Genomic DNA, 16,142 nt, shown 5'->3' on the forward strand with positions numbered 1-16,142 from the left:
CTTAGCCGATGGTTTTACGTTTGTATTCGCCGACGCCGTAAGCGGCCAGGACGATGGCAGACGCCAGCACCAGGTAAAAACCGATGCCAAACGAGAGGCCTTGCCACACTTGCCCCAGCATTTCGCTGGCCATCTGCTCGGCCATGCGGGCCGCGCGGGTGCCCATGATGCCGCCCATGGCGTTACCCGCATCGCTGACGGCGCCCTTGATCTTGATGAACAGCAAGCTGCTGTGGATGACGATGAACAGCAGGGGCGCGCACTTGCCCAGCGCCGCTTTCGGGTGCTTGCTAACCATCGTGGCGCAGCAGGCGCCGATGGCCAGCAGGAAGAAAAATTGTGCCGACGTAAAACCGCCGCCGCCATCGCGGGCAAAGCTTTCCAGGCTGTCGGCGGACAGGCCCAGCAACTGCCAATAGGTACGCGAGACGGAGGCGAACAAACGGATGCCGATGGTGTTGAAGACAAAGGCGCCGGCGAGCAGGACGCCCAGGCTGGCCAGCACCTTGATGCCCAAGGCGGACACGGCCTGGCCCCACAGTTGCTGGCCCTTGTCGCGCGCCAGTTTCGCCGCGCCGGCCATTTCTTCCTGCGCCAGTTGCTGCGTTGCCACGGCGCTGACGGTGGCGAGGCTGCCTGCGTCATCGAAGCGCACGTCGACGACGGCGTTGATGGCGGGCGCCACGTCCGAGCGCCAGTGCGTGGTGACGTCGAACGCATGTTGAATGCCGGCCACGCTGACGGAACCCTGTCCGCTCGGCTGGTAGGCGAGGATGCGGCCACGTTGGCCGGTGGTTGTTGTTGCTGGGCTGGATGCTTGCATGGGATTTCCCTGGTCACTGTCATGCTGTATTGCATGTACCCACGGATAACGGGGGCAGTTCAGAGAAATCCAAAATTATTTTGAATTATTTTTTTGGCGGCTGCATCATGTCCTTGGCGGCGCCCTGGTAATCCTTCATCAAGCCCATGAAAGCATCCTGCAAATGCCGGGCCGCATCCTGTGGCGGCGCGCCCGTGCGCCGGGCCAGGTCGAATTTATACGCGTGCGCGGCCGTGTAGCCCGCCTGCGAGGCGGCATCCAGCAGCACGCCCGCGCGTTTCAAAGAGGCCGGGTCACCCTTGACCATCAGCAATTCGGCCAGATAGGTCTGCGCAATCGGAAAATCTTTCGCGGCCGCCTTTTCCAGCCACTGCATGCCTGCCTTCGGCTGTTTGATGCCCGCATCGCCGCCGCCGATGCCATAGCCGAGGGCCGTCAGCGCCACCAGGTCTCCGCCGCGCGCGCGCTTTTCCAGTTGCTGGCGGGGAAACGGGCGGGCTGCGATCTGCATGCGGATTTCATAGTTGATGTCTTGCAGCACATTGCCTGGCCACACCTTGGCGCCGGATGCTGCCGGCTTCTCCACCGCCGGGGCAGGCGCGCGCATGCCGCCCTGGCCTTGCGCGCCGGCCAGCACGCCCGGCGCCGGCTGGCTGACGCCCTTGCCGCTGCCCATGTTCAGTACCAGGCGCGCCGACGTTTCGCCAAACGACACGCGCGGTTTTTGCACGTCGTGCGTCATGGCGGCAACCCTGGCCGCCACTTGCGAAAACACGTCGCTCATCGGCAAGCCCGGCGCGTCCAGCGCGTCGAGCAGGGCGCTCGTGTAGGGACTGTTGCGCGAATCGGACGACCAGAAATCGCGCGCCAGGGCGCCCGGTCCCGCCGAATAGGCGATCACCACGCCGCGTGGCGCTTGCGTGTCGGCAAAGCCGTGGCTGGCCGCATTGCCGCCAGGGACCACCACGGCGCCGCCGCGCGTATATTCCTGGCGGCAAGCGTCAAGGATCAGCACGGCGCCGCGCGCGCCCGTGCGCTGCAAATCGCCCGCCAGGCTGGAAACGGACACGCCTTGCGCGGCGATGGCGGCAGCGCTCAGGGCATTCATGTTGGCGCCCAGCGGCAACACATAATTGGCTTCGCCCGCCTGCGCGCCGTGGCCCGCGTAAAACACGAGGGCGATATCGGCGCCGCGCGCCTGCGTGGAAAACTCGGCCGACGCCTTTTGCAGCTGTTGCGCATTGATGTCCGTGCGCAACAGCACTTCAAAGCCCAGGCGGCGCAGGCGTTCGGCCATGGCGCGCGCATCGTTCACGGGATTCAATAGCGGTTGCGGATAGGCCGCGTTGCCGATCACCAGGGCGATGCGCTTGCCGGGGCCGCTGGCGGCTTGCGTGGCGTTGCTGCTCAGCAAGAACAAGATGGTCAATAACAGGGGAAATATGCGGCGCATCGGTGTCCGGTGGAATTGTCGTGAAAGTAACAAAAGTTAGCGATTTTCACTCTGATATGAGAAAATTGCCTAAATGCATTTTACCTTACTGACAAGTTTCTCTTGTCTGGCCAGCGCACGGTGTGCGTCGCCGCTGGCCAGTGGCGCGTGCCGCCCAACACACGATCGGACCGGCTGTGCAATCGGAACAATTTGAACGGATTCATGCTTTCTGGACCCGCCGCCAACAACTGACACAAGGCGAACTGGGCGAGTTTTACCAGCGCGTCATCGCCGCGCTGACGCCGTGCCGCCCGCGCGAGGCGGCGTCGCTGGGCGATTCCTTGGCCGACTTGCGCCACCAGTTCTTCATCGAAAAAGTCTTGCACGGCGATAGCGACGCGGCACCCCATCACGTGGGCGCCCTGTTTTTGTACTTCAAGCGTTTCATCATCGACCAGTTGCGCAAGCAGCGCGATGACGAGGATGCCGATGCGCAAGAAGGCTGCGCACTGCGCGCGCCCGACGCTTATGCGGAACCGCTGCGCGACTATCAGCTCACGCCGCAGCAGGTGCGCGAAGCGGCCGACGTTTTCATCACCACCTTGCCCCGTGACTTGATCTTGCTGCTGCGCCATTGCGGCTGCGGCGGCATGCCCGTCAAGGAACTGGCCGAGCAGATTGCGTCCGCGCATTACCACGGCGGCAAGCTGGGCCTCGTGCACAGGCAGAAGGGCGATCCTGCCAGCGCGGGCCGGCAGATCGTCGAGCCGGCCCACCGCGCCACCTTGCTGGGCAGCTGGGTCTTGACCCTGCTCAAGCTGCGCGTGGGCGACACCCTGGCCGCGCGCGACCTGCAGGCGGCGCAAATAGTTTTGGATATTTTATGTGTGGCCGCGTTATCCCTGCACATGGACCCCGTGTCCACCCACCCGAACACTGATGAAAGGCCACCGGCATGACTGCATTGACGCCCACACTGGCCATCGTTGCCGCGCGCCTGCCGTCGCCCCCGTCTGCCATCGACATGCTGGATGAGGATGTGGCGGGCGCTACCCCCGACTGGCGTGGCATTGCCGTGCCGGAACACCTGATGGAACGTTTTGCGCGCCGCAGCGACGCCGCGCCGCTGGCCGGGCGGCCCATCGCAGGCGGACAGATTCACCTGCTGGCACGCTGCCCCGGCTTTGGCGCCGTGCTGCTCGACGCCTGGGACAGCACGCGGCAGCGCTGGCGCGGCTGGCTCGTCACGCCGGATACAGCGTATGCGGACGCCTGCGGCCTGGTGGTCGAGCAGCGCGACGCGCCCGCCGATCCGCGCGCGGGCCTGGTGCTGTGCGACATGCCCGTGACCCTGGCCGTGACGGACCTGGGCGCCTGCCTGGGCGTGTTCAGCCAGGAGCGCCTGCAGGCGGCGCGCTGGCTGGAAACGCATGGCCGCGCGAACGGAGCGGGGGTAGCCGCGGAGCCGGGCGTGATCGCCCGCGTGGCCATGCCCGGCGACGATTACGCCTTGACGGGCACACCGCTGTCGAGCGAGCTGGGCAAGGATGGCCGCGTGGCCTACCGGCAATTGCTGCGCCAGGGCTTGCAGCAATTGCAGATCGCCCCGGCCGATGCAGTGGCGCCGATATCGAAGCCTGTGCAGGCAGCCAATGCGAACCGCTGGCTGAAAATCGTCACGGCCGTGGCCGCCAGCGTGATGGTGGTGCAATCGGCGTGGCTGTTCCTGCCGAAAGAGGGCGCCGTTGTTGGCAACGCGGAGTTCCGCAACGGCGGCAGCGGCGTCGAGACGGGCGTGCGCACGCGCGTGCTGTTCCGTGCAGAGGCAACGGAGGCGGAAATCCGCACCTGGCTGCAGCGCGAGCAGCTGGAAATCGTTGCCGGACCGGACACCTTGGGCGCTTTCACCGTGCTGTCACGCAACCGCCAGAAAGTCTTGCCGCCGCCAGGCCCGGGCAATCCGCTGGCCGTGATCAATCCTTGACCCTGAAATAAGAGAAAGTTATCCAGCATGACAACGTATAAGAATTTTGCATCCGCGCACTGGCGCAAGCTGGCCATGGGCCTGGCCGCCGGCGTCCTGTTGACGGGCTGCGCCATGACGCCGAACGGCCGTGGCGGCGTGTTGATGGGCCTCGATACGGCCGAGTTGTTCGGCACGCCGATTTCCACCTTCCGCCTACGCGATGGCACGGAAGGCACCTTGCGCAAGGATCCGAAGGGCAAGTATTCGATCAAGCTGTCGCAGGCGTTTCGCGTCGTGCCGCTGGACAAGGCCGTCACGGCCCGCGTGGCGCGCGTGGAAAACGTGGGCGAGCGCACCGTGGTGATCGTCGAAACCCAGGAGCGCGGCTGCGCCTACCGCTATGAAGTGCTGGCTTTCCAGGGCACGGACGTGCTGCAGTGGACGGTCGGCAATTGCAAGGACCGCCCCCGCGTGGAACTGGCGGCGGATGCAAAATCGCTGAATATCGACTTCCCCAACTACAACCGCCTGGCGCGCATGATCTACACGGACAGCCGTTTGCTCAACGCCAGCGTGCCCGTGCCGCCCGGCGTCGATACGCGCGCGCAGCCGTTTGCCGACGACGCCTTGCGCGCAACCGGCCCCGTCATCGCCAACATGCCCGGCAGTGACAGCGGACGCGTGATTCCCGCCGCTCCGGCCGCCGCACCGGCACCGGCCGCGAAACCGGCCACCCGCGCGACCAGCCGGAACCGCCGCCAGGTGGCGCAGGAAGCGCCGGCGCCAGCCCGCACCGTGCCAGGCGCCCCGGCAACAGCGGCTCCGGCCGCACGTGCCGCCGACAGCGCCTCGCGCGTGCCGGCCGCCATGAGTTTCCAGACGGAAGAAATCAAGCCCGTCGTCATTGACTTGAGGAAATAAGATGGCCGCGAGTTTGCGCAGTCTGCAAATCCGGCAGACCTTGATCCTGATCGTCCTGACGATTATCTACCTGTGCTTCGAGCTGGGCTTCAATGCCCGCCTGCTCGACGTGGTGGGTGGCAACGTCAAGCCGGAAGACGTGGAAGGGGTGGAATTCTACGGCCGCAGCCTGTCGGGCATCGCCGCCGCGCTGGTGGTGCTGCAACTGATGTGGCGCCGCCGCCTGAAGAACAATGGCAGCGGCCCGGGCTGGACAAAGATCATCGTTTGCTGCGTGGTGACGGCCGGCGTTGTCTTCGGCGTGCTGAAAACCACGGTGAATGTGCTGGTCAATACGCGCGACGCGGAATTTCGCCGCATGGCCTTCAACACCACCTTGCTGCAGCGTTCGCTGGTAGGCGGCAGCTTGCAGCTGCAGGGCCTGGTCGACGATCCCACCCTGTTCGCCAAGCCGGAAGGCAAGTCCTTCCTGGCCCTGTTCCCCTTCCTGGCCGTCTCGGTCGGCCATCTTGACGAGCGCATGGGACCGGCCAAGGAGCAGCTGGTGCGGGCCAACGTGCGCCAGGTGGCAGGCGGCCCGTCCGGCTACTATGACAAATATCAAGAGGCCATGCGCGAGCTGGCCGGCAAGTGGGAATTGTATGCGGGCATCATCCCCGATAGCGATGCCGGCTTGCGCGCCAAGCAACAATCCTCGTGGCAGGAATACGTGAGCAGCCTGTCGCGGCGCGGCTGGCAGCCGCATTCGGTGCCGATGCGGCGCCAGGCGGCGGTCGTCAATAATGTGCGTAAGAAAGTGCCCGTGCCCGCCAACTGGCGTACCGACGACGAGCAGGGCTTCCGCGCCGCCGTCAAGCGCCGTTACACGGCCGAGGCGGCCAGCAAGGGCGTCTCCGTGCGCGGCGAGCGCATCCCGCCGGGCTTGCCGTTTGCCGCCTTTGTCGCGCGCCCCGGCGTGCAGGCGGAATTGCGCGAAGCGTTGAAGTTGCCGGCCAGCGCCACGGTGCAGGCCGCGTATGCGAGTCCGGCCGAGTTCGGGCGCCTGTTCGAGCAGTTCCTCGATCGCCAGACGGCGGAAAAACTGGTGGAATACCGCGCCAGCCGCACGGATTTTGAAGCGGGTGGCAGGTTCTTCCACGAGGGCAAGGAAGCGGCGCGCGCCGCCATCGTACCGCCCGTGGCCCTGTTCTTCTCGCTGCTGGGCGCCATCGGCCACTTTTCCAAATTGCTGTACCTGATCGCTACCGTCGTATTATTGCTACTGGCCATGCGCCGTGGCGAGCAGGCGGGTGCCGATGGGCAGCTGAGCCGGCGTTCCGCCTGGATCGCCACGGGCGTGCTGGCGACGGCCTTTGCAGGCACCTGGGGCATGCTGTCCATCCTCGACAACAACGTCACGCGTAGCGAGCTGTTCCGGCAAATGCTGGACTGGACGCGCCAGGGTGAGCCCGACAGCACGCGCTGGAATCTCGCCGGCAAGGCCATCCTGGCCAATATCACGCACGTCGTGGCGGTGGGGCAGGGCTACAGCTACCCCGTCAACGAAGCGATCCGCATCCACGTTTTGCAGGGAATTCACTATGGCTATCACGCGCAACAAAAATAAGGCGGCCACGCTGGCCTTGCTGCTTTCCATGTTCAGCACGTTTGTACAGGCCGACTGCCTGGGCATGAAGGTGCACGCCCACCGTGGCGCCGGCAATGCGCCGGAAAACTCGCTGAGCGCGCTGCGCAACACGTATTTCGGCACCTGGGACGGCGTCGAGACGGACTTGCAGCTGCTCGGCGACGGCAGCTGGGTGGTGCACCACGATCTGTTGACTGGCAGAGTCGTCGACACGGGCTCGCCCCGCACCGTGAAACAGTTGACGGCCGACGACTGGCGCGCCGCCAGCATGAAGAACCGTGGCGTGGCCACGCCGGAAACGCCGCCGTTCGTCAGCGATGTTGCCGACCTGGCGACGGCGTTCCCGGCGAAAACCCTGAATGCGGAAATCAAGGACGTCGTGGCGTCGTGCGCGCCGATCAACACCCTGGTGGGGCAGTTGCGCGCGAATATCAAGCACGGCAACTGGTTCTTGACGTCAGGCGTGCCGAACAACCTGGCGTGCGCGCGCCGCGCCGACCCGCAGGGTTACCTGGGCCTGCTCGTGTTTGACGCGCGCAATGCGCAGGCGGCCGGCGCCAACCGGGTCAGCCGCTACATCGCGAAAAATGCCCGTCCGCCCAAGCTGGACAAGCCGTGGCTGCAGCGCGTGCAGCAACAGATCGGCATGCCCACGGGCGTGCACGTGGATGCGCGCAGCCTGGACGCCAATCCGAATTTGCTGGCCGATGCGGCCAGCCTGAACATGCCCGTCTTCGTGTACGCCGTCGATGGCGACTCGGCCCTGGCCGCGTCCTTGCTGCGCGCGCAGCAGCGCAGCCACCGCTGGCCCAGCGGCGTCATTCTTGATGGCAATCCCGAGACGTTTTGTGCGATGATGAAGTAAGCACTTTCACTGCGAGACCACGCCATGACCATGCCAAACACCGACCCCGCCGCCGCGCTTGCCCGTAGCGCCATTGGCGCCATGTTCTTTTCCGTGTTTGGCGGCCTGTGGGTGGCCGCCTGGTGCGTGCAGACGTATGGCGCGCAATCCGCGGCGCTGCTGCCGATTGCCGGCATCACCGTCTTGCTGTTCATGCTGGCGTGGCGCCAGTTTCGCCGCCACCGCGCCGCGCATGCGGCGGCGGAACAATCGCCGCAGGCCAGGCGCGTGGGCAGGCTGTTCAATATCGTGAATGCGGGGCAATGGATCGCCATCTTCATCGTCGGTAACGTTCTGAAAAACATGGGACTGCAGGCGTGGTTCATTCCTGCCGTCATCTTGATCGTGGGCTTGCATTTCTTTCCACTGGCCTGGCTGTTCAAGGCGCGCCGCCACCTGGCCATCGGCATGGCCCTGTGCGTATGGGCCATCGGCTATCCGCTCACCGTGCGCCACGGCCCCATCCATCCCATCGGCTGCCTCGGTGCCGGCCTGATCCTGTGGGTGGCGGCCCTGTCCGCCGTGCGCGCCGGTTTTGCCGTGCAGCAGAGCGCCTTGCAGCCCCAGAAATAGCTTTTCCGAAGGCCTGCGCAGGGCCGCTTTTTGCACAGTTTTTGCGCATCGCAGCATCGATAATGTTTGCATCGCGCGCGCGACTGGCATATAAATGTAATCGATTACATTTATATGAAAAGCACCATGCCAGCAGCCGTCCCATCCCCTTTGCCGACAGAAACCGTCTCCATCAGCGCCGTTGCCGCGCATGCGGGCGTGTCGGTGGCCACCGTCTCGCGCGTGATGAACGAGCAGGCGGGAGTGCGGGCGCCCACGCGCGACAAGGTGCTCGCTTCCGTGGCCGCGCTCGGCTACCGCATGAACCACCTGGCGCGCAGCCTGCGCACGGCCGAGAGCCGCATGCTGCTGACCATGGTGCCCGACGTGGGCAACCCCTTCTATGCGCAAATCGTGCGCGGCATCGATACGGTGGCGCGCGAACATGGCTATTTCGTGCTGCTGTGCGATACGGGCGCCGACGCGGGCCGCGAGCGCTCGTACTTCGACTTGCTGCGCATGCACCGCGCCGACGGCGCCATCTGCCTCGACCCGGACACGGTGCAGCACGCCCTGTCACATGAATCCGTCAGCCTGCCGTGGGTGGCCTGCTGCGAATTCGACCCTGCCGTCGCCGTGCCGTATGTCGGCATCGACAATCACCGGGCTGCCTCCGACGCCGTCGCGCATCTGCTGGCGCGTGGCCATACGCGCATCGGCCTGATCAACTCCGATGAACGCTATCTGTACGCACGGCAACGCCAGCAAGGCTACCTGGACACCCTGGCTGCCGCCGGCCTGCCCGTGCAGCCGCAGTGGGTGCACACGGTGCAAAGCCTCGATTACGAAGCGGGCACGGCCGCCACCTTGCGGATGATGGCGGAAGCGGATGCCCCAACGGCCATCTTTGCCGTCTCCGACACCCTGGCCATTGGCGTCTTGAGCGCGCTGCGCCAGCTGAAAAAACGCGTGCCCGAGGACGTGGCCGTCATCGGCTTCGACGATATCGCCATCGCCGCGCAGATCGACCCCGGTCTCACCACGATTGCGCAGCCGATGCGTGAACTGGGCGAGACGGCGGCCCGCTTGTTGCTGCAGCGTTTGGCGGACCCGGCGGCGCAAGTGCCGGGCGTGTTGTTGCAACACCAATTAATTTTGCGAGGGAGTGCATAGTGAGCGTTGCCGTCGGTTTCGAGGGGGTCTGCAAGGATTTCGGCCCCGTGCGCGTCTTGCATGGCGTCAGTTTTACCTTGTCGCCGGGGCGCGTGTATGGCTTGCTGGGTGAAAATGGCGCCGGCAAGTCGACCCTGATGAAAATCCTTGCCGGCTACGAGGCTGTGAGCGAAGGGCAGTTGCTGGTCGATGGCCAACCCCGGCGCTTTGCCAGTTCGCGCGCGGCGGAGTCGGCCGGTATCGTGCTGATCCACCAGGAATTCAACCTGGCCGAGCACCTGACGGTGGCGCAAAACATGTTCCTTGGCCACGAGAAAACGCGCGGCTGGCTGCTCGACGAGAGCGCCATGAAGGAAGAAGCGTCGCGTTACCTGAAACAGGTGGGCCTGGACGTGTCGCCCGACACGACCATCCGCGACCTCATAGTTGCTGAAAAGCAGCTTGTGGAAATCGCCAAGGCCTTGTCGCGCCGCGCCCGCTTCCTGATCATGGACGAGCCGACGGCCACCCTGACGTCGTCGGAAACCCAGCGATTGTTTGCCGTCATGGCGCAGCTGAAAGCGGATGGCGTGACGATTTTATATATCTCGCACAAGCTCGACGAGGTCGAGCGCAACACGGACGAGGTCATCGTCATGCGCGATGGGCGTTTCGTCACGCGCGAGCCGACGGCCAGCTTGACGCGCCAGCAGATGGCGAACCTGATGGTGGGGCGCGAATTGTCGGACATGTTCCCGGCCAAAGTGCCGCTGGCGAAAGACGCTCCTGTGTTGCTGAAAGTGGAGGGTTTGTCTGTGCCCGGCTGGGCCAAGGATCTGTCCTTCGAGGTGCGTGCCGGCGAAGTGCTGGGCTTTGCGGGCCTGGTGGGCGCGGGGCGCACGGAATCGTTCGAGGCCTTGCTGGGCTTGCGTCCGCGCAGCGCGGGTGTGATCGAGATCAATGGCCAGCCCGTGGACATCCGCACGCCGCGTGAAGCCATGCAGCACGGCATGACCTATCTGAGCGAAGACCGCAAGGGCAAGGGCTTGCACGTGAACCTGGGTTTACGGGAAAACCTCACCATGATGACGATGGAGCGCTATGCGCGGCCGTGGCTGGACTTGAAAGCGGAAAAGGGGGCGCTGGCCAAGGCCGTCGAGGATTTCAATATCCGCACGGGCGACCTGGACAGCCGCGCGCGCATGCTGTCTGGCGGCAACCAGCAAAAGCTGGCGCTGGCGAAATACCTGCATTCGGACCCGCGTGTCGTCGTGCTTGATGAACCGAGCCGTGGCGTGGACGTGGGCGCCAAGCGCGACATTTATTTCCTGATCCACCGCCTGGCCGCCGAAGGGCGCGCCGTGATCGTGATTTCATCCGAACTGATCGAATTGATAGGCCTGTGCCACCGCGTGGCCGTGATGCGCGCCGGCACCTTGCAAGCCACCCTGTCTGCTGACCACCTGACTGAAGAGGAGTTGATTGCCCATGCAACCGGCACGCACTGACACCACCGTATCCCCTATTGCTCGATTCGGCGCGCGCATCAAGGGCTTTGGCCCCGTGCTGGGACTGTTATCTCTGTGCATCGCGGGCACCTTGCTCAACGGCGACTTCGCCACCCTCGACAACCTGATGAACGTGCTCACGCGCACGGCGTTTATCGGCATCATCGCCGTCGGCATGACCTTCGTCATTATTTCTGGCGGCATCGATTTATCGGTCGGCTCGATGGCGGCCCTGATCGCCGGCTGCATGATTTATTTCATGAATGCGCTGGCGCAAGGCGCGGGCGGCAACCTGGCGCCGATCACCATGCTGGTGCTGGGCATCGCCATGGCGCTGGTATTGGGTGCCGGCTTTGGCCTGATGCATGGCTTGTTGATCAGCAAGGGCAATATCGAGCCGTTCATTGTTACCCTGGGCACCTTGGGCATCTTCCGCGCCGTCTTGACCTACCTGGCCGACGGCGGTGCCCTGACGCTGGACGCCACCCTGTCCGAGCTGTACAGCCCCGTGTACTACACGAGCGTGCTGGGCGCGCCGATACCCATCTGGATTTTCCTGTTTGTCGCCGCGGCCGGCGCCATCATTTTGAACCGCACGACCTTTGGCCGCCACGTGCAGGCGATTGGTTCCAACGAGCAAGTGGCGCGCTATGCGGCCATCAATGTCGACAAGGTGAAAATTGCCACCTATATGCTGCTGGGCGTCTGCGTGGGCATCGCCACGGTGCTGTACGTGCCGCGCCTGGGCTCGGCCACGCCGACGACGGGTTTGCTATGGGAACTCGAAGCCATCGCCGCCGTCGTCGTCGGCGGCACGGCCCTGAAGGGCGGAGAGGGGCGCATCGTCGGCACCGTGATCGGCGCCATCCTCTTGTCCGTGATCAGCAATATCCTGAATTTGACCAGCATCATCAGTGTCTACCTGAATGCCGCAGTGCAAGGCGTGGTGATCATTGCCGTCGCCTTCCTGCAGCGAGGCCGCAAATAAAAACACAGCGGCGTTCTGAAAGGGCAGCCAACGGGCGCCCACAACCTTGGAGGAGAGCAGCATGAAGAGCTTTATACGGGTAGCAGGGATGGCAGTGCTGGTGATGCAGGCGTGGGCGCTGCCTAGTGCGCAAGCCGCAGAAAAGCTGGTGGTGGGCGTGGCCATACCCACGGCCACGCACAGTTTTACTTCCGGCATCGTCTGGTGGGCGAACCAGGCCAAGGCGGAACTGGAAAAAGCCCATCCTGGCCTGAAAATCATCGTCAAGACGGCCGCCACGGCGCCCGAGCAGGCCAATCAGTTGCAGGACATGTTGACGGTGAACAAGATCAACACCCTGGTGATCTTCCCCATCGAATCGGCCTCGCTGACGCAGCCCGTCGCGCAAGTGAAAAACAAGGGTGTCTACGTGACCGTGGTCGACCGTGGCTTGACGAACACGCAATCGCAGGATGCGTACATCGCGGGCGACAACACGGCCTTCGGCAAGCTGCCGGCCGAATACCTGGCGAAAAGCCTGAATGGCAAGGGCAATATCGTCGTGCTGCGCGGCATGCCGACCACCCTCGACAACGAACGCTACGATGCATTCAGTGCCGTGATGAAGGGCCATCCCGAGATCAAGGTGCTCGACGCCAAGTATGGCAATTGGAACCGCGACGATGCCTTCAAGGTCATGCAGGATTACCTGACCCGCTTCAAGCACATCGACGCCGTCTGGGCCGCCGATGACGACATGGCCATCGGCGTGCAAAAGGCCATCGCGCAAGCCAAGCGCACGGACATCAAGCAAGTGTTCGGCGGCGCGGGCGCCAAGGGCGCCGTGAAAAAGATCATGGACGGTTCCGACCCGCTGATCGTGGCCGACGTGTCCTACTCGCCAAAGTTCATGTACGACGCCATCAAGCTGACGACGGAAGCGCGCCTGAAAGGTGATAAATTGCCGGCCAACACGATCATCCCTTCGGTGCTGATCACGCGCGAGAACGCCAAGCAGTTTTACTTTCCGAACTCGCCTTTTTAAATTGAACCTCCCCCAGGGCCAGATTCCTGGGGGCTAAAGGATACCCATGAAAACCATCCAGGGCCCGGCCATTTTCCTGGCCCAGTTTCTCGGCGATGAACCGCCGTTCGACTCGCTCGAGCACCTGGCGCAATGGGCGGCCGGCCTGGGCTACAAGGGCTTGCAGCTGCCGACGGCGCCGCGATTGTTTGATCTGGAACAAGCGGCCAATAGCCAGCAGTATTGCGACGACGTGAAAGCCCTGCTGGCGCGCCATGGCTTGCAGGTGACGGAACTGTCGACGCACTTGCAGGGTCAGCTGATCGCCGTGCATCCCGCCTACGACGCCCTGTTCGACGGCTTTGCGCCCGAGCACGTACGCGGCGATCCCGCCGCGCGCACGGCCTGGGCCACGCAGCAACTGCTGTGGGCGGCCACCGCCTCGCAGCGCCTGGGTTTGACTGCGCACGTGACGTTTTCCGGCGCGCTGGCCTGGCCGTATCTGTATCCATGGCCGCAGCGCCCGGCTGGCCTGGTGGAAACGGCATTTGCCGAGCTGGCCAAACGCTGGCTGCCCATCCTCGATGCGTTTGACGCGGCCGGCGTGGACGTCTGCTATGAATTGCATCCGGGCGAGGACTTGCATGACGGCGTGACCTTCGAGCGCTTCCTGGCCGCCGTCAACGACCACCCGCGCGCGTCGATCTTGTACGACCCCAGCCACTTCGTGCTGCAGCAGCTCGACTACCTGGCCTTCATCGACATTTATCATGCGCGCATCAAGGCCTTTCATGTGAAAGATGCGGAATTCCGGCCGAACGGGCGCCAGGGCGTGTATGGCGGTTATGGCGACTGGCAAGACCGGGCCGGGCGCTTCCGCTCGCTGGGCGACGGGCAGATCGATTTCAAGGCCATCTTTTCCAAGATGGCGCAGTACGATTTCCCCGGCTGGGCCGTGCTGGAATGGGAATGCTGTTTGAAACACCCGGAAGATGGCGCTGCAGAGGGCGCACGTTTCATCCGCGATCACATCATCCACGTGGCCGAACACGCATTTGACGATTTCGCGGGCAGTGCGGTTGACCAGGATCAAATCCATCACTTGCTTGGCTTGAAATAAGGAAACGACATGCAGCGACGCTTACGGCTGGGCATGGTAGGGGGCGGGCAGGGCGCATTCATCGGCGCCGTGCACCGCATCGCGGCGCGCATCGACGACCAATATGAACTGGTGGCGGGCGCCCTGTCGTCGGACCCGGACCGCGCGCGTGACAGCGGCGCGGCGCTGCACCTGGCGCCCGAGCGCTGCTATAGCGATTACCGCGCCATGGCGCAGGCGGAGGCCGCGCGTGCGGACGGCATCGAAGCCGTGGCCATCGTCACGCCGAATCACTTGCACGCGCCCGTCGCCACGGCGTTCCTGGAAGCGGGTATCCATGTGATCTGCGACAAGCCGCTGGGCATCTCGCTGGCGGAAGGGCAAAAGCTGGCGGCGCTGGCCGAGCGGAAAAATCTGCTGTTTGCGCTCACGCATACCTACAGCGGCTACCCGCTGCTGCGCCACGCGAAAGCCATGGTCGAGGCGGGCGAGATCGGCGAGCTGCGCCTCGTACAAGTGGAATATTCGCAGGATTGGCTGGCCGATGCCATCGCGGCGGGCGGCATGAACGAAGGCAACTGGCATAACGACCCGCTGAAAGCTGGCCCAGGCGGCACCCTGCTCGACGTGGGCTTGCACGCGTATCACCTGGCGCAGTTTGTCAGCGGCTTGACGCCGCAGTCCGTGCTGGCGGAATTGTCGACTTTTGTACCGAATCGCACCTTGGACGACCACGTGCAGGTGATGCTGCGCTACGCCAACGGAGCGAAAGGCACCCTGTGGGCCAGCCAGGTGGCGACCGGTTGCGAAAACACGGTGCGCCTGCGCCTGTTCGGCAGCAAGGCGCAACTGGACTTTGACCAGGAACAACCGAATGCACTGTGGTGTACGCCGCAGGGCGGCAACCGGCAACTGCTGCGTCCTGGCCGGGTCGACAGCGCCGCCGCGCGCCACGCCACGCGCGTGCCGGCCGGCCATCCGGAAGGGTACCTGGAAGCGTTCGCCCAGCTGTACCTGGATGCGGCTTTGCGCATACGTGCGTTGCAATCGGGCTTGCCCGTGCCCAAGGAAGCCAGCTGGCTGCCCACCGTCACCGATGGCGTGGCCGGCCTGGCCTTTGCGGAAGCCGTGCTGCGCAGCCATGCCAATGGCGCGAGCTGGACGACCCTGGCAAGCTGACTGTTACACTGGAGCCATGCGCTCCTTTACCATCACCATCCTTCCGCAAGGCTGGCAATTCCCGGCCGACGCGGGAACGACTCTGCTGGCCGCCGCCGAGCTGGCCGGCATCCGCCTGCTCAGTTCCTGCCGCAACGGCACTTGCCGCACCTGCCTCTGTCACATGCCCGAGGGAAAGGTGCGCTATACGGTGGACTGGCCCGGCATTAGCCCCGATGAACGCTTCGACGGCTACATCCTGCCCTGCGTGGCCGTGGCGGAAAGCGATCTCACCATTCAGGCGCGCGCCGTGCGCACGGGCAATTAATTCAGGACGGCTTGCCGCCCTTGAGGCGCTGCAGCAGCGCTTCCACGCTGTCGCTGACGGGCAAGCCGTGGCGGCGCAGCAACTGCACGTGCAGCACGAGGTTTTCCAGCACCAGCTTGGCCGCCACGGCCAGCAGGGCCAGGTTGCGGTCTTCCGGGCTGAAACTTTCCATCGCGTCGGCCATCTCGCACAGGTGGTTGGCGATCAGCCCGCGCAATTCCTGCTCATCGAAGGGCAAGTCGGCAAAATCGATGGGATCGGCCACTTCCACTTCCTGCATCAGCACCGCTAGTTCTTCCGGGGTAATCGTCATGCCTGGCCTCCTTGTGTGCTTGCCTCTATTTTAATTGTATTGGCCGCAAAGCGGACTAGAATGAGTCGAGGCCGACGACGTCGAAGGGCAGCATGGCGCATCTGCATTTTACGCAACAACTGGCACGCTTCCTGGACGTCCCCACGCTCGAGGTGGTCGCGCCACGCCTGCGCGCCGCCTTGGATAGCGCGTTTGCGCAGCAGCCGCGCCTGCGCGGTTATGTGCTCGACGAGCAGGGGGCCTTGCGTCCCAATGTGGTGATCTTCATCGACGGTGCCCGCTGCCGTGAGCGGCGCGTGCTCGACGATGCCTTGCGGCCCGACAGCCAGGTGTATATCTTGCAGGCCCTTTCAGGAGGTTGATGC

Annotated in this window: 17 protein-coding genes; 14 read left to right on the forward strand and 3 right to left on the reverse strand. The window is 64.3% G+C overall.

The genetic code is table 11. The features are described 5' to 3' along the window. Position 1 precedes the first annotated feature (1 nt). On the reverse strand, positions 2-823 hold the full coding sequence (locus tag CSQ93_RS09315; protein ID WP_099377807.1) for a hypothetical protein: 822 nt from the start codon (positions 821-823) through the stop codon (positions 2-4). An 85-nt stretch (positions 824-908) separates the two neighbouring features. Next, positions 909-2,276 (reverse strand): caspase family protein, encoded by a 1,368-nt coding sequence (locus CSQ93_RS09320; RefSeq protein WP_099377808.1) that lies wholly within the window; start codon positions 2,274-2,276, stop codon positions 909-911. A gap of 176 nt (positions 2,277-2,452) precedes the next feature. Here CSQ93_RS09320 and CSQ93_RS09325 point away from each other — a divergent pair, with 176 nt between their 5' ends. The 13 genes from CSQ93_RS09325 (at position 2,453) to CSQ93_RS09385 (ending at position 15,464) form a co-directional block, all read left to right on the forward strand. Continuing rightward, positions 2,453-3,217, forward strand: a complete 765-nt coding sequence (locus CSQ93_RS09325) for a hypothetical protein (RefSeq protein WP_158301184.1) — start codon at positions 2,453-2,455, stop codon at positions 3,215-3,217. Further along, the gene (locus CSQ93_RS09330) at positions 3,214-4,242 is read left to right on the forward strand and encodes a hypothetical protein (protein WP_099377810.1); all 1,029 of its coding nucleotides are present in this window, start codon (positions 3,214-3,216) and stop codon (positions 4,240-4,242) included. Before CSQ93_RS09325 ends, CSQ93_RS09330 begins: the two co-directional genes overlap by 4 nt. Before the next feature lie 27 nt (positions 4,243-4,269). Then, entirely contained in the window at positions 4,270-5,145 is an 876-nt protein-coding gene (locus CSQ93_RS09335; RefSeq protein WP_099377811.1) for a hypothetical protein, read from the forward strand. A 1-nt stretch (position 5,146) separates the two neighbouring features. Beyond that, positions 5,147-6,751, forward strand: coding sequence for a hypothetical protein (locus CSQ93_RS09340; protein ID WP_233516120.1), 1,605 nt, complete (start codon positions 5,147-5,149; stop codon positions 6,749-6,751). After that, the gene (locus CSQ93_RS09345; RefSeq protein ID WP_099377812.1) at positions 6,726-7,637 is read left to right on the forward strand and encodes a glycerophosphodiester phosphodiesterase; all 912 of its coding nucleotides are present in this window, start codon (positions 6,726-6,728) and stop codon (positions 7,635-7,637) included. Before CSQ93_RS09340 ends, CSQ93_RS09345 begins: the two co-directional genes overlap by 26 nt. A 24-nt stretch (positions 7,638-7,661) precedes the next feature. Further along, the gene (locus CSQ93_RS09350; protein WP_099377813.1) at positions 7,662-8,249 is read left to right on the forward strand and encodes a hypothetical protein; all 588 of its coding nucleotides are present in this window, start codon (positions 7,662-7,664) and stop codon (positions 8,247-8,249) included. Between the two features lie 126 nt (positions 8,250-8,375). Continuing rightward, positions 8,376-9,401 carry a LacI family DNA-binding transcriptional regulator gene (locus tag CSQ93_RS09355; protein ID WP_233516121.1) on the forward strand — a complete coding sequence of 342 codons (1,026 nt, stop codon included), beginning with the start codon at positions 8,376-8,378 and terminating at the stop codon, positions 9,399-9,401. Next, entirely contained in the window at positions 9,401-10,888 is a 1,488-nt protein-coding gene (locus CSQ93_RS09360; protein WP_099377815.1) for a sugar ABC transporter ATP-binding protein, read from the forward strand. Before CSQ93_RS09355 ends, CSQ93_RS09360 begins: the two co-directional genes overlap by 1 nt. Then, positions 10,869-11,876, forward strand: a complete 1,008-nt coding sequence (locus CSQ93_RS09365; protein WP_099377816.1) for an ABC transporter permease — start codon at positions 10,869-10,871, stop codon at positions 11,874-11,876. The genes CSQ93_RS09360 and CSQ93_RS09365 overlap by 20 nt, the downstream gene beginning before the upstream one ends. An 88-nt stretch (positions 11,877-11,964) precedes the next feature. After that, positions 11,965-12,900 carry a substrate-binding domain-containing protein gene (locus CSQ93_RS09370; protein ID WP_225243231.1) on the forward strand — a complete coding sequence of 312 codons (936 nt, stop codon included), beginning with the start codon at positions 11,965-11,967 and terminating at the stop codon, positions 12,898-12,900. A gap of 46 nt (positions 12,901-12,946) precedes the next feature. Continuing rightward, the gene (locus CSQ93_RS09375) at positions 12,947-13,999 is read left to right on the forward strand and encodes a sugar phosphate isomerase/epimerase family protein (protein ID WP_099377818.1); all 1,053 of its coding nucleotides are present in this window, start codon (positions 12,947-12,949) and stop codon (positions 13,997-13,999) included. Between the two features lie 9 nt (positions 14,000-14,008). Continuing rightward, a complete protein-coding gene (locus CSQ93_RS09380) occupies positions 14,009-15,157 on the forward strand; it encodes a Gfo/Idh/MocA family protein (RefSeq protein WP_233516122.1) in 1,149 nt (382 codons plus the stop codon). 16 nt (positions 15,158-15,173) lie between these two features. After that, positions 15,174-15,464 carry a 2Fe-2S iron-sulfur cluster-binding protein gene (locus tag CSQ93_RS09385; RefSeq protein ID WP_099377820.1) on the forward strand — a complete coding sequence of 97 codons (291 nt, stop codon included), beginning with the start codon at positions 15,174-15,176 and terminating at the stop codon, positions 15,462-15,464. Position 15,465: 1 nt separating this feature from the next. Here the strand turns inward: CSQ93_RS09385 and CSQ93_RS09390 are convergent, their stop codons facing one another. Beyond that, positions 15,466-15,777, reverse strand: a complete 312-nt coding sequence (locus CSQ93_RS09390) for a hypothetical protein (RefSeq protein WP_071325785.1) — start codon at positions 15,775-15,777, stop codon at positions 15,466-15,468. 92 nt (positions 15,778-15,869) lie between these two features. On the opposite strand from CSQ93_RS09390, the gene CSQ93_RS09395 reads away from it, so the two are divergent. Next, positions 15,870-16,139, forward strand: coding sequence for a MoaD/ThiS family protein (locus tag CSQ93_RS09395; protein WP_099377821.1), 270 nt, complete (start codon positions 15,870-15,872; stop codon positions 16,137-16,139). Positions 16,140-16,142 lie beyond the last annotated feature (3 nt).

The sequence above is a fragment of the Janthinobacterium sp. BJB426 genome (genome assembly GCF_002735705.1).
Lineage (GTDB): Bacteria > Pseudomonadota > Gammaproteobacteria > Burkholderiales > Burkholderiaceae_D > Janthinobacterium.

Bases quoted from the DNA above. Each gene is read 5' to 3' on its own strand.
- CSQ93_RS09380 (WP_233516122.1), top strand. From the start codon at position 14,009: ATGCAGCGACGCTTACGGCTGGGCATGGTAGGGGGCGGGCAGGGCGCA.
- CSQ93_RS09340 (WP_233516120.1), top strand. From the start codon at position 5,147: ATGGCCGCGAGTTTGCGCAGTCTGCAAATCCGGCAGACCTTGATCCTG.
- CSQ93_RS09315 (WP_099377807.1), bottom strand. From the start codon at position 823: ATGCAAGCATCCAGCCCAGCAACAACAACCACCGGCCAACGTGGCCGC.
- CSQ93_RS09390 (WP_071325785.1), bottom strand. From the start codon at position 15,777: ATGACGATTACCCCGGAAGAACTAGCGGTGCTGATGCAGGAAGTGGAA.
- CSQ93_RS09365 (WP_099377816.1), top strand. From the start codon at position 10,869: ATGCAACCGGCACGCACTGACACCACCGTATCCCCTATTGCTCGATTC.
- CSQ93_RS09345 (WP_099377812.1), top strand. From the start codon at position 6,726: ATGGCTATCACGCGCAACAAAAATAAGGCGGCCACGCTGGCCTTGCTG.
- CSQ93_RS09370 (WP_225243231.1), top strand. From the start codon at position 11,965: ATGGCAGTGCTGGTGATGCAGGCGTGGGCGCTGCCTAGTGCGCAAGCC.
- CSQ93_RS09375 (WP_099377818.1), top strand. From the start codon at position 12,947: ATGAAAACCATCCAGGGCCCGGCCATTTTCCTGGCCCAGTTTCTCGGC.
- CSQ93_RS09330 (WP_099377810.1), top strand. From the start codon at position 3,214: ATGACTGCATTGACGCCCACACTGGCCATCGTTGCCGCGCGCCTGCCG.
- CSQ93_RS09385 (WP_099377820.1), top strand. From the start codon at position 15,174: ATGCGCTCCTTTACCATCACCATCCTTCCGCAAGGCTGGCAATTCCCG.
- CSQ93_RS09320 (WP_099377808.1), bottom strand. From the start codon at position 2,276: ATGCGCCGCATATTTCCCCTGTTATTGACCATCTTGTTCTTGCTGAGC.
- CSQ93_RS09335 (WP_099377811.1), top strand. From the start codon at position 4,270: ATGACAACGTATAAGAATTTTGCATCCGCGCACTGGCGCAAGCTGGCC.
- CSQ93_RS09355 (WP_233516121.1), top strand. From the start codon at position 8,376: ATGCCAGCAGCCGTCCCATCCCCTTTGCCGACAGAAACCGTCTCCATC.
- CSQ93_RS09350 (WP_099377813.1), top strand. From the start codon at position 7,662: ATGACCATGCCAAACACCGACCCCGCCGCCGCGCTTGCCCGTAGCGCC.
- CSQ93_RS09395 (WP_099377821.1), top strand. From the start codon at position 15,870: ATGGCGCATCTGCATTTTACGCAACAACTGGCACGCTTCCTGGACGTC.